Source organism: Mesorhizobium sp. M0778, from assembly GCF_040320105.1.
Taxonomy (GTDB): Bacteria; Pseudomonadota; Alphaproteobacteria; order Rhizobiales; family Rhizobiaceae; genus Mesorhizobium.
Map to the genome: position 1 here is coordinate 48,247 of NZ_JAMYPA010000027.1, position 12,512 is coordinate 60,758.

Annotated in this window: 7 protein-coding genes; all 7 read left to right on the forward strand. The window is 65.2% G+C overall.

Annotated elements, in window-relative coordinates:
* Window positions 1-146 precede the first annotated feature (146 nt).
* The 7 genes from NKI22_RS27450 (at window position 147) to NKI22_RS27480 (ending at window position 12,476) form a co-directional block, all read left to right on the forward strand.
* The gene (locus NKI22_RS27450) at window positions 147-2,708 is read left to right on the forward strand and encodes a sensor histidine kinase (protein ID WP_352484479.1); all 2,562 of its coding nucleotides are present in this window, start codon (window positions 147-149) and stop codon (window positions 2,706-2,708) included.
* 8 nt (window positions 2,709-2,716) lie between these two features.
* Window positions 2,717-4,228, forward strand: a complete 1,512-nt coding sequence (gene tsaE, locus NKI22_RS27455) for a tRNA (adenosine(37)-N6)-threonylcarbamoyltransferase complex ATPase subunit type 1 TsaE (RefSeq protein ID WP_352484478.1) — start codon at window positions 2,717-2,719, stop codon at window positions 4,226-4,228.
* 50 nt (window positions 4,229-4,278) lie between these two features.
* Window positions 4,279-5,022, forward strand: a complete 744-nt coding sequence (locus NKI22_RS27460) for a nucleotidyltransferase family protein (protein WP_198030473.1) — start codon at window positions 4,279-4,281, stop codon at window positions 5,020-5,022.
* Window positions 5,019-8,156, forward strand: a complete 3,138-nt coding sequence (gene addB / locus NKI22_RS27465; RefSeq protein WP_352816607.1) for a double-strand break repair protein AddB — start codon at window positions 5,019-5,021, stop codon at window positions 8,154-8,156. The genes NKI22_RS27460 and addB overlap by 4 nt, the downstream gene beginning before the upstream one ends.
* Window positions 8,153-11,665 (forward strand): double-strand break repair helicase AddA, encoded by a 3,513-nt coding sequence (addA, locus tag NKI22_RS27470; RefSeq protein ID WP_352851531.1) that lies wholly within the window; start codon window positions 8,153-8,155, stop codon window positions 11,663-11,665. The genes addB and addA overlap by 4 nt, the downstream gene beginning before the upstream one ends.
* Before the next feature lie 73 nt (window positions 11,666-11,738).
* Window positions 11,739-12,062, forward strand: a complete 324-nt coding sequence (trxA, locus tag NKI22_RS27475) for a thioredoxin (protein WP_023677558.1) — start codon at window positions 11,739-11,741, stop codon at window positions 12,060-12,062.
* A gap of 132 nt (window positions 12,063-12,194) precedes the next feature.
* Window positions 12,195-12,476 (forward strand): cupin domain-containing protein, encoded by a 282-nt coding sequence (locus NKI22_RS27480; RefSeq protein ID WP_023718287.1) that lies wholly within the window; start codon window positions 12,195-12,197, stop codon window positions 12,474-12,476.
* The last annotated feature ends 36 nt before the right edge of the window (window positions 12,477-12,512 follow it).

Below are 12,512 nucleotides of genomic sequence, written 5' to 3' on the forward strand. Positions count from 1 at the left end.
ACTTTTCGCCCGGCTTTATTTTTGCGCTGATTGATTCTTCACGCCGATTCGCGCAAGCGCTATGGTGCTGATTCGCGGTCCGGGGACGAGGCCCGGGCGCACGCATCAGGGCGGTCTTGCATTCAGGCGGCGAAGAGGACCAAGACATGCCGGGGGATAACCCGCCTTGCGCGGGACAGGCCGTTTCCGGCGGCCATAACGATTCGATCACGGGCTCCGCTGCCAGAGGCGGCAGCCTTTTATGCCGTGCCGGCAGCCGTGTCGGGGTGCTGCTTGCTTCTTCCGCGCTGGTTGGTCCGCTGCTTGGCTTTGCCGCACATGCCCAAACCCGCGTGGCGCAAAAGGCCGGGCTGTCGGTCAGCACGGTCGAGGTCATGCAACTCGCCATGTTTGTCGGCGTCATGGGGGCGGCATTGCTGTCGGCCATCTTTCTGATCCGCGAAAGGGCGCGCACCGCGGCGGAAAATGCCGAGCTCAGGACCCGCATCGCCGACGTCAATGCCGCGCTGCAGCGCTCCGAGGCGCTGCTCCATTCCCGCGACCAGCGCGTGGTCGTATGGGCCGCCGAAAACAAGAAACCCGAGCTTGTCGGAACATTGCCGATCGAGAGCGGCGCGCCGGAGGACCGGGCGGCCTTCCTGGCTTTCGGCCGCTGGCTGATGCCGCGTTCGGCGGCCGCGTTGGAACATGCCGTGGCGGCGCTGCGGGACAAGGCAAAGCCCTTCGATCTGGTCATCGAATCGCAGGCCGGCCAGCCGCTCGAGGTTCACGGCCGCAAGAGTGCGGCGCATGTATTGGTTCGCTTCGTCTCGCTTTCGGAGACACAGCGAAGCCAGGCCAGGCTGAAGATCGAGAACCAGCGCTTGGCCGCCGACCATGAGACGCTGATCGGACTTCTCGATGCGCTCAAGATGCCGTCATGGCTACGCACCGTCGACGGGCGGCTGAAATGGGTCAACCGGGCCTATGCCGAAGCGGTCGAGGCCGAGAATGCCGAATCGGCGGTTCGTGACAGCAAGGAATTCCTCGGCGGCCAGGCGCGCGACACGATTGCTGCGCAGCACAAGTCGCACCCCGTCTTCGAACAGACGCTCTCCACTGTGATCGAAGGCGACCGCCGTATGTTTGCCGTGACCGACTTTGCCGGGGCGGATGGTTCGGCTGGTCTTGCCTGCGACATCAGCGCCATCGAGGCCATTCGCGCCGAGTATGAGCGGACCGTGCAGAGCCACGCCGATACGCTCGATCAGCTCAACACTGCCGTGGCGATTTTCGATACCGACGAGAAATTGCGGTTTTTCAATCAGGCGTTCCAGAAACTATGGGGCCTCGACAGCGGCTTCCTGCACAGCGCGCCGGACAACGCCTTGCTGCTCGACCGCCTGCGCAGCGAAGGCAAGATTGCCGAGCAGCCCGAATGGCGGCGCTGGAAAGAGAGCTTGCTCGGCGCTTATCGCGCGGTTGAATCGCAGGAGCATTGGTGGCATCTGCCGGACGGCAAGACCATTCGCGTCGTCGCCAACCCGCAGCCCAAGGGCGGCGTCACCTGGGTGTTCGAGAACCTGACCGAGAAGATGGACCTTGAAAGCCGCTACCAGACCGCCGTCCGGGTTCAGGGCGAGACGCTCGACAACCTTGCCGAAGGCGTCGCTGTATTCGGTCCCGACGGCAGGCTGAGATTGTCCAACCCGGCCTTCGCAGCACTGTGGGGGCTGGATGCCGATGCCTCAAAACCCAACGTCCATGTCTCGACGATCCGCGACCTTTGCGACCGCCGTGCCGTCGACAGTCCGTGGGGCGGGTTCGTTGCCGCCATCACCGGCTTCGACGACGAGCGCCGCGACCGCCACGGCCAGACCGAATTGAACAACGGCACCGTTTTGCGCTACGCCGTCATCCCCTTGCCCAACGGCCAGGTGATGATGACCTTCGTCGACGTTACCGACAGCGTCAATGTCGAGCGGGCGCTGAAGGACAAGAATGAGGCGCTGCAAAAGTCCGACCAGATCAAGAACGAATTCGTGCAGCACGTCTCCTATGAGCTGCGCTCGCCACTCACCAACATCATCGGCTTTACCGAGCTTCTTTCACTGCCGTCGACTGGTCCGTTGAACCAGAAGCAACGCGAATATATCGGGCATGTCGGCTCGTCCTCCTCGGTCCTGCTCACCATCGTCAACGACATCCTCGATCTGGCGACGGTGGATGCCGGCATCATGGAACTCGACATTTCCGAAGTTCACATCGATCGAACCATTACAGCCGCCGCCGAACTGGTCGCCGACCGACTGGAGGAACATGCGATCAAGCTTAGGATCGACGCGGCGGCCGCGCCGAAAACCTTCCACGGCGACGAAATCCGGGTCCGCCAGATCCTCTACAATCTGCTCAGCAATGCCGCCAATTACGCGCCGGAGGCGAGCACCATAACGCTCGCCTGCCGCCAACTTGCCGACGGCGTGGAATTTTCCGTTCACGATGACGGCCCTGGCATGCCGCCGGACCTGCTTGACTCGGTGTTCCGGCGCTTCGAGCCGCGCACCAACGGCGGCCGCCGCCGCGGCGCCGGGCTCGGCCTGTCGATCGTCAAGAGCTTTGTCGAACTGCATGGCGGCAGCGTCCGCATCGAGACCGGCAGGGACAAGGGCACTACGGTTGTTTGCGCCTTTCCCGACACGCCGTCCGGCATCCGCGCGGCGGCCGAGTAGCGCGTTCGATGGCGGTATTGGTGCTGGAGCGTTTTCTCGCCGACGAGGCTGCGACGGCAAGGCTTGGTGAGGACCTCGCCATGTCGCTGCGCATTGGCGACGTGCTCGCTCTCAAGGGCGATCTCGGCGCCGGCAAGTCGACCTTGGCGCGGGCGCTGGTCAAGGCACTGGCCGACGATGCCGGCCTCGACGTGCCGAGCCCGACCTTTACGCTGGTCCAGAGTTACGACACGCGTGTGCCGGTCCATCATTTCGATCTCTACCGCTTGGGCGCGGCATCCGAGTTGGACGAGCTGGGTTTCGACGAGGCGCTGACGCAAGGGGCCGCACTGGTCGAATGGCCGGAACGGGCAGAGGCATATTTGCCGAAAACCTCGGTGCTGGTCGAACTTCTCCAGCAGGGCGACGGCCGATTGGCGAGACTATCGGGAGGGGGCGCCGCCTTCGAGCGCGCGGCGCGATCGCTGGCCATGCGCGATTTTCTCGGCCAGGCCGGTTGGGGCGAAGCGCAGCGGCGATATTTCATCGGTGATGCCTCGGCTCGCTCCTACGAGATCGTCACGCTCGCCGGATTTCCGCCGCGCGTGCTGATGAACTCGCCAAGGCTGGTGCTCGGACCGCCAGTCCGCGACGGCAAACCCTATGCCGAGATCGCCCACACCGCGCAATCCGTTTCGGCGTTCGTCGCCATTGACCGTGCCTTGCGGGCCGGCGGCGTCAGCGTCCCGGAAATCCATGCCCAGGATCTCGACCAGGGTTTTCTGCTGCTGGAGCATCTCGGGTCCCAAGGGTTCCTGGACAAGCGCGGCCAGCCGGTGGCCGAGCGCTACGCGGCGGCGGCCGAACTGCTTGCCATGATGCACGGCAAAACATGGCCGGCCAGCATGCAGGCCGGCCCCGGCGTCTTCCACGAGGTGCCGCCTTTCGATCGCGACGCCATGATGATCGAGGCCGAATTGCTGGTCGACTGGTATGTCCCTGCGATATCAGGCGCTCCGCCAAGCGAGGCGTTGCGCGCCGGTTATCGCAGCGAATGGAATGCGGTGCTCGATCGGCTCGAGGGGCGCGAATACACGCTAATGCTGCGCGACTTCCATTCGCCCAACCTGATCTGGCGCGGTGACCGTTCCGGTCACGATCGTCTCGGCGTCGTCGATGTCCAGGATGCGCTCATCGGTCCGTCAGCCTACGACGTCGCCTCGCTCGCCATGGACGCGCGCGTCACCATTTCACCTGAAATCGAAAAGCACACGCTCGCCGCCTATATCGCCGCGCGACGCGACGCCGGCGTCTTCGACGAAGACGAATTCCGCGAAACCTATGCAATCATGGCCGCACAGCGCAATTCCAAGATCCTCGGCATTTTCGTGCGGCTCGAAAAACGCGACAGCAAGCCTTATTATCTGAAGCATCTGCCGCGCATCCGCGATTATCTTCGCCGGGCGCTGGCGCATCCGGCGCTGGCCGGGCTGCAGGATTTCTACATCGCCCACGGCTTGCTGGAGGAACGCTCGATTTGAAGGCTAAGGATTTGGGCCTGAAAGCGTCGGGACCGATGCCGACGACCGCCATGGTGCTTGCCGCCGGGCTCGGCAAGCGCATGCGGCCGATCACCGAGACCATGCCGAAGCCGCTGGTCAAGGTCGCCGGCAAGACATTGCTCGACTGGGGGCTGGACAGCCTAGCCGAAGCCGGTGTCGCCAAGGCCGTCGTCAACGTCCATTACCTGCCGCAACAGATCGTGGACCATGTAGCCCGCCGCAGTGCGCCGAGAATCGTCATCTCGGATGAGAGCAGCGGCCTGCTCGACTCTGCCGGCGGCATCGTCAAGGCATTGCCCAGGTTAGGGGCACCCTTCTATGTGCTCAACGCCGACACCTTCTGGATCGACAGCGGCGTTTCCAATCTCAGGCGACTTGCCCTTGCATGGGAGGGCGCGACAATGGACATTTTGCTGATGCTTGCGGATCTCCAGTCGGCAACCGGACATAGCGGCGGCACCGATTTCCTGATGGCGCCGGACGGCGCGTTGCGGCGTGCGAACAACGATCCGGCCGGCCTGATCTATGCCGGCGCCGCAATCGTCCATCCGCGCATCTTCAAGGACGCGCCGGCCGGCCCGCTGTCGCTCAACGCCTATTTCGATGCGGCAATCGCCGCCGGCCGCCTGTTCGGCATGACGATGCGTGGCCATTGGATCACTGTCGGCACACCCGACGCGATCCCGCGGGCGGAAGCAGTGGTCGCTGCCGCGCTTGCCGGCACGCCCGATGCTCTTGCTGAGGCACCCGGCGCTCTTGCCGAGTCGAAATGAGCGGCTCCCGCCGCGTTTTCTCGATCCCGCCCGGAGCGCCGTTCCTGCCGACGCTAGCCGAGGCGCTGCTTGCAGGGCGCCTGGTTCCCGGCTTTGCCTATGATGGCGATCCGCTGGTGCTGGCCGATCTCACCATCTACGTGCCGACGCGCCGTGCAGCGCGGGCGCTCCGCGGCGTCTTCGTCGATGCTCTCTCGCGCTCGGGAAGCCGTTCGGCGATCCTGCCGGTCATCCGCCCACTTGGTGAGTTTGATGAAGATGAAGCCGCCTTCGAGACGGAAGCTTCGGCCGCCATCGACTTTGCGCCGCCGATCGCCGCGGTCGAGCGTCTTCTGCTGCTTGCGCCGCTGGTGCGGGCGTGGAAACGCCGCCTGCCGGCACATGTCGCGGCATTGTTCGACGAGGAGATCGTCATCCCGGCCTCCGCCGCCGACGCCATCTGGCTGGCGCGCGACCTTGCACGGCTGATGGATGAGATCGAGACGGAAGGCACGGATTGGGCGAGGCTCGCCGACCTTGTAACCGGCAACCTTGCAGGCTGGTGGCAGGTGACGCTCGATTTCCTGACCATCGTGACTGAGAACTGGCCGAAGCTGCTCGAGGAACGCCGTCGCTCCAATCCGGCAGCGCATCGCAATGCCCTGATAAGGCTGGAAGCGGCGCGGCTGAAGCGCAATCCACCCGCCGGGCCGGTGATCGCCGCCGGCTCTACCGGCTCCATCCCCGCCACGGCCGAGCTGCTTGCCGTAATCGCCGGTCTGCCCAATGGCGCTGTTGTGCTGCCCGGCCTCGACCGGACGCTGGACGAGCCGTCCTTTGCCGCCGTCAGTGCACCTGGTGCGCGGCCGGCTTTGCTTGGCCATCCGCAATACGGCCTGGCAAAGTTGATCGGCAAGATCGGGGTGCTTCGGGCCGATGTCGGGGAGCTTGCTGTTGCGCCGCGGCCACTTGCGCTGCGCGCCGCACTTGTCGGCGAGGCGCTGCGGCCGGCGGAGACCACCGAGCTCTGGGCCGAGACGCGCGCGCGCTTCACCGCTGGCGATAGTGCCGAGGCCTTCGCTGGTGTGACGCTTCTCGAGGCCGCCAGCGAACGCGACGAAGCCGTGGCGATCGCCGTTGCGCTCAAACAGGCCGTCGAACGGCCCGGCCAGCGCGCCGCACTGGTCACCGGCGACCGCGCGCTGGCGCGACGCGTCTCGGTCGAGCTGTTGCGCTTCGGCGTCGCCGCCGACGATTCCGGCGGCACGCCGCTCATCAACACGCCAGCCGCCAGCCTGCTCCGGCTGGCGCTTCAGGCGGCGTTCCGCCCGGGCGATCCGGTCGCCCTGCTGTCACTGCTCAAGCATCCCTTGCTTGGCCTCGGCCTGGAGCGGGCAAGCGTCCGCCATGCGGCCGAAATCGTCGAACTCGTGGCGCTGCGCGGCGGCACCGGTCGCCCGGACGTCGCGTCGCTGCCGCAACTCTTCGGTGCCCGGCTTGCCGAATTCGACGACGGCGGCAATCGCCGCCCGCCTTTCTGGCGATCGCGCCTCTCGGTCAGGCGCATCGAACAGGCGCGCGATCTGCTGATCCGGCTAACGGCTGCGCTGGCGCCGCTGGTTGCCTTTCGCGGCGAGGAGAATGCCGATCTTGCCACGCTTGTGCGCGCCAGTGTCGGCGTGCTCGAAAGCCTCGGCCGCGTTGCTGACGGAAGCCTCAGCGAACTCTATGCCGGCGATGCCGGTGAAAAGCTTGCCGAGCTCTTGCGCGGTCTGGTCGCGGCCTCGGTGTCGTTCTCCTTCGCCGCGGACGAATGGCCCGATGTGATGGAGGCGCTGATTGCGCCCGAAATGGTCAAGCCGGCGCAGGGCACCGACAGGAGCATCGCCATCTGGGGCGTGCTGGAAGCGCGGCTTCAGGATATCGACACGCTGGTCGTCGGCGGACTCAACGAAGGCGTGTGGCCGCGCAAGCTGGAGAGTGACCGCTTTATGTCGCGGCTGATGAAGACCGGCATCGATCTTGAACCGCCGGAGCGGCGCATCGGCCTTGCCGCCCATGATTTCCAGATGGCCATGGGCGCCAAAAAAGTGGTGCTGGCTCGCTCCGCCCGTTCCGGCGACGCTCCGTCGGTGCCGTCGCGCTGGCTGCAGCGTATCCTTACCTTCGTCGGCGAGGACCATGCTGTGGCACTTCGCCGGCGCGGCGATGAACTGCTTGCCTGGGCGCGTGCGCTTGATGCCGGCGAAAAGCAGGACTTTGCGCCGAGGCCACAGCCGAAACCGCCGCTCGCCCTGCGGCCGCACCACTTCTCGGTCACCGAGATCGAGACGCTACGTCGCGACCCGTATGCGGTCTATGCCAGAAGGATACTCGGCCTGATGCCACTCGATCCGGTCGTTCGTGATCCGGGCGCTGCCGAGCGCGGCACGCTGTTTCACGCCATTCTGCACCTCTTCTCAGCGAGGGTGGCCGACCCGCGCGCGCCGGAGGCGCTGGACGGGCTCATCGCCGCCGGCCGGTCCTGCTTTGCCGATGCTGCCCTGCCCGCCGATGTCGAGGCGGTGTGGTGGCCGCGCTTCGAAAAGCTTGCCGCCGGCATTATCGAATGGGAGCGCGGCCGGGCCGCCGCCGTGGTACGGCGGCACGCCGAGGAACGCGCCGAAAAGACCGGCGTCGGCCGATCCGGCGTGACCCTGTCCGGCTATGCCGATCGCATCGATCTGCTGGCCGGCGGCATGGCCGACATCCTCGATTACAAGACCGGCTCCTCGCCATCCAAAGCGCAGGCGCACACGCTGCTCGCGCCGCAACTGGCGCTGGAGGGCGCGCTGCTGCGTCGCGGCGCCTTCAAGGAGCTTGGCGCATGCGAGCCGTCGCAATTGGCCTTCGTGCGGCTGAAGCCGAACGGAGAGGTGTTCGAGGAATCGATCCTCGAATACAACCGCAAGCCGCGAACCGCCGCCGATCTCGCCGAAGAGGCTTGGGCGCGGCTGGAAAAACTGCTGATCCACTACGCCGACCCGGCGACCGGCTATCTGTCGCGGGCGCTGCCGTTCCGCGAAGGTGAGACCGACGGCGACTACGACCATCTCGCCCGCGTGCTGGAATGGTCCGCCGGCGGCGACGCCGACGAGGAGGGAGGGGAGGCGTGAAGAAGGCCTATCCCATCCCGAGCGACACCGCCGCCAGCCAAGCGAGCGCCTCCGACCCGCATAACTCCGCATGGGTGTCGGCAAACGCCGGATCGGGCAAGACCCATGTGCTCGCCCAGCGCGTCATCCGGCTTTTGCTGCGCGGCACCGATCCGTCCAAGATCCTGTGCTTGACCTATACGCGCGCCGCCGCCGCCAACATGTCGAACCGGGTGTTTTCGACCCTGTCGCAATGGACGGCGCTTGGTGATGCCGAGCTCTCGACACGGATAGAGGCGCTGGACAGCCGCCAGCCCGACCGCGAAACCATGCGCCGGGCGCGGCGGCTGTTTGCCGAGGCGCTGGAAACACCGGGCGGGCTGAAGATCCAGACCATTCACGCCTTCTGCGAATCGGTGCTGCATCAGTTCCCGCTGGAAGCCAACATCCCGGCGCATTTCGAAATGCTTGATCCGCAAATGGAGGCTTCGCTGTTTGCCGCCGCCCGCCGCGACATGATCTCCGGCGGTGTTGCAGGCGATGCGGCACTGGCCGAAGCTTTTGCCACCGTGCTGGAGCGCGGCGGCGAACATGGGCTCGACGCATTGCTGGCCGAAATCGTGCGCAAGCGCGACGGTCTGCGCGCCTTCATCGCCATGGCCGGCGGCGATGGTTTTCAGGCGCTGTTCGACGAGTTCCAATTCCGAGCCGGCCAGACCGCCGAAGGCATAGCCGACTCGGTCTGGCCGCTGCCCGGCTTCCTCCCGGATTATCTCGTCACCTTTTCACGGGCGGCCGAGGCCGCCGATGCACGCATCGTGCTGAACAATCTGCTGCCATACGCCCGTCTTGCCTTCGCCGAGCAGGATCCGGTCCGACGCCTGAATCTGCTTGCCAAGGCTCTCCTGAGGGCCGATGGCGAGCCTTATGATCCGGCAAAGACGTTCAAGAAGGCGCTGCTCGACCGGCTGCCCGATCTTGCCGAACGTTATCTCGTGGCGGTCGACGCCATTCTCGAAATCTCCGACCGCCTGGCCTTGTTCAGGATGTTGGAAGGCACGCGTGCCGCGCTGACCATCGCCGACTGGCTGATCGCCCGCTACGAGCAATTGAAGCGCGCCCGGGGCTTCCTCGACTTCAACGACCTGATCACCCGCACTGTCAATCTACTGGCGCGGCCCGACGCCGGCCCATGGGTGCAATATAAGCTCGACCAGGGCATCGACCACATCCTCCTCGACGAGGCGCAGGACACCAGTCCCGACCAGTGGGAGGTGGTCAAGCGGCTGGCGGAGGAGTTCTTTGCCGGGCTCGGCGCACGCGACACCGTCCACCGCACCATCTTTGCGGTCGGCGACGAAAAGCAGTCGATCTATTCCTTCCAGGGGGCCGCTCCGGATTCCTTTGCCGACAGCCGGCTTTTGTTTGCGGGCAAAGTCAGATCCGCTGACGCCGCCTTCGCCGATCTCAAGCTGACCTGGTCGTTTCGCTCGACCGACGACGTGCTTGCGGCGGTGGATCGTGTCTTTGCCGACCCGAACGTGCGGCGCGGCATCAGCCACGATCCCGATCCGCTCGACCACAAGGCGATCCGCACCGATGCGCCGGGTTATGTCGAGGTCTGGCCGTCGATAGGCGCCGATGTCGTCGACGAACCAGACGATTGGACGCAAGCGGTCGACCATGCCCATGCGCCGGCGGTGCGCGTTGCGGAAAACGTCGCCGCAACCATTGCCGGCTGGATCGGCAACGGTGAGGTCATCGAAGGCCGCGGCAAGAAACTGCGGCCCGGCGACGTGCTGGTGCTGGTGCGCAAGCGCGATCGCTTCGTCCATGCGCTGACGCGGGCGCTGAAGCGCCGCGACATTCCGGTGGCCGGCGCCGACCGGCTCAGCCTGCCCGGCCACATCGCGGTGAAGGACCTGATCGCACTCGGCCATTTTCTCATCCAGCCGCAGGACGATCTGTCGCTGGCCGCCGTGCTGCGCAGCCCGATCTTCGATGTCTCGGAAGAGCAGCTTTTCGCGCTTGCTGCCGAGAGGCCGTCGGGCGTCTCGCTGTTCGCCTCGCTGCGCCGGCATGCCGGCGAAAGCGAGGCGTTGGCCGCCGTCGTCAGCCGGCTCGACACATGGTCGAACGAAGTCGCATTCAAGCCGGTGTTCGAATTTTACGCCGGAGCTCTCGCCCGCGACGGCCTGCGCAAGAAGATGATCGCGCGGCTCGGTCCGGAGGCCGGCGACATCCTCGACGAATTCCTGAATTTCTGCCTGGCCGAGGAGCGGACCGGCCTGCCGGGACTGGAATCCTTCCTGTCGACATTGGAAAACGCCGGCCCCGAGATCAAGCGCGAAATGGACCAGACCCGCGACGAGGTTCGCGTCATGACCGTGCATGCCGCCAAGGGCCTGGAAGCGCCGGTGGTATTCCTGGTCGATGGCGGCTCCGCGCCGTTCAGCGACCAGCACCTGCCGAGATTGATGCCGTTCGAAGGGTCGGGCGACTGCTGGGAGGGCAAGGGCTATCTCTGGCGGTCGGCCAGCGATGTCGCCAATGGATTTTCACGCGCCGCATCGGCCCGCGCCCGCGAGCTCGCCGACGACGAATACCGCCGGCTGCTCTATGTCGGCATGACTCGCGCCGAGGATCGGCTGATCGTCTGCGGCTACCATGGCAAGCGGGCGCAGAATACCGGCACCTGGCATTCGGTCGTCAGCCGCGCGCTGGTCGGCGCCGCTGAAAGCGCGGAACGCCGGCATCCCGCCACTGGCGAGACCGTGCATCGTTTCCAGGTGACGAAGCTGCCGCCCATGCCACTGGCGGCAGTGGATGAGGCACGGCAGGCGGAACGCTTTGCGCCACTGCCGGAAACCCTGTTCCAGCCTTTGCCGCCTTTCGAGGAACTGCCGCGGCCGCTCTCGCCGTCCGGCGCCTCGGTGCTGATCGACGAGGCGCGGCAAGCGGTGGCCGACACGCGTTCGCCGGTATTGGATGCCGACGCCGAGCCCGGCTTTGCCGTGATTCGCGGGTTGGCGCTGCACAAATTGCTGCAGATGCTGCCCGGCATCGCCGAGGGAAAACGCCAGGATGCCGCCGAGCGCTATTTGGCGCGCGCCGGAGCTCAATGGCCTGAAGACGAGCGCGACAAAGCCTTGGCTGGCGTTTCCAGAATTCTTGCCGACAGCCGCTTCGCGCCGCTGTTTGCACCAAACTCGCGCGCTGAAGTCGCCATCATGGGCAGCCTGGAGGTGAGGGGCAAACTGCGCTCGATCTCCGGCAAGATCGACCGGCTGGCAGTAACGCCGGACAAGGTTTCGATCGTCGACTACAAGACCAATCGGCCAGCGCCAGCTACGCTCGCCGAAGTGCCGCAAGCCTATGTTCTGCAACTCGCACTTTATCGCGCGCTGCTTCAGCCGCTCTATCCGGGACGCGAGGTCTCGGCGGCGCTGCTGTTCACCGAGGCGCCGCGGCTGATCGAACTGCCGGCGGCCGCAATGGACGACGCGCTTGCTAGACTCACGGGAGCGTGACACAACACTTGCTTGAAGACGGACACGATCACCACCACATTTGGTGCGACGAACAAATCGAAAGGATCTCAGCATGGCCACCGTCAAGGTCGACAAGAGCAATTTCCAGGCCGACGTGCTCAACGCCAAAGAGCCGGTCGTGGTCGATTTCTGGGCGGAATGGTGCGGCCCGTGCAAGATGATCGCCCCGGCGCTTGAGGATATCGCCATCGAACTCGGCAGCAAGATAAAGATCGCCAAGCTCAACATCGATGAGAATCCTGAGCTGGCCGCGCAGTTCGGCGTGCGCTCGATCCCGACGCTGATGATCTTCAAGGGCGGCGAAGTCGCCGATATGAAGGTCGGTGCTGCGCCGAAAACGGCATTGTCGCACTGGATCAACGGTAGTCTCGCCTGATCCGATCAAAATTTTGCAGAAAAGCCCGGCCTCGCGCCGGGCTTTCTTTTGCTGGCGTCATTGGTGGGCCGCTCTGGCACTCGCGGCTTGCCGCCCCGTATTCTTCTCTTCTGAATACAAAGGAGAAGCGATATGACCGGATCCGCCAAGGCCACCGTCTTCATCGACAATGAGCGCGTCATCGTCACCGAATACCGCTTCGCCCCGGGCGACAACACCGGCTGGCACCGCCATGGCCACGACTATGTGATCGTGCCGTTGACCGACGGCAAGGTGAAGCTCCTGACCAAGGATGGCGAATCCTTCGCCGAAATGAAGAAGGGCGCGCCCTATTTCCGCAACGAGGGCGTCGAACATGACGTCATCAGCGCAAACGATGGCGAATTCGCCTTCATCGAGGTCGAGCTGAAGTAGTCCACCAACCATCGGCTGCGCCGCTACAATTGTCCG

Excerpts from the sequence above, each read along its gene's own strand:
- NKI22_RS27480 (WP_023718287.1), top strand. The coding sequence starts at position 12,195 with ATGACCGGATCCGCCAAGGCCACCGTCTTCATCGACAATGAGCGCGTC.
- NKI22_RS27450 (WP_352484479.1), top strand. The coding sequence starts at position 147 with ATGCCGGGGGATAACCCGCCTTGCGCGGGACAGGCCGTTTCCGGCGGC.
- tsaE (WP_352484478.1), top strand. The coding sequence starts at position 2,717 with ATGGCGGTATTGGTGCTGGAGCGTTTTCTCGCCGACGAGGCTGCGACG.
- trxA (WP_023677558.1), top strand. The coding sequence starts at position 11,739 with ATGGCCACCGTCAAGGTCGACAAGAGCAATTTCCAGGCCGACGTGCTC.
- addB (WP_352816607.1), top strand. The coding sequence starts at position 5,019 with ATGAGCGGCTCCCGCCGCGTTTTCTCGATCCCGCCCGGAGCGCCGTTC.
- NKI22_RS27460 (WP_198030473.1), top strand. The coding sequence starts at position 4,279 with ATGGTGCTTGCCGCCGGGCTCGGCAAGCGCATGCGGCCGATCACCGAG.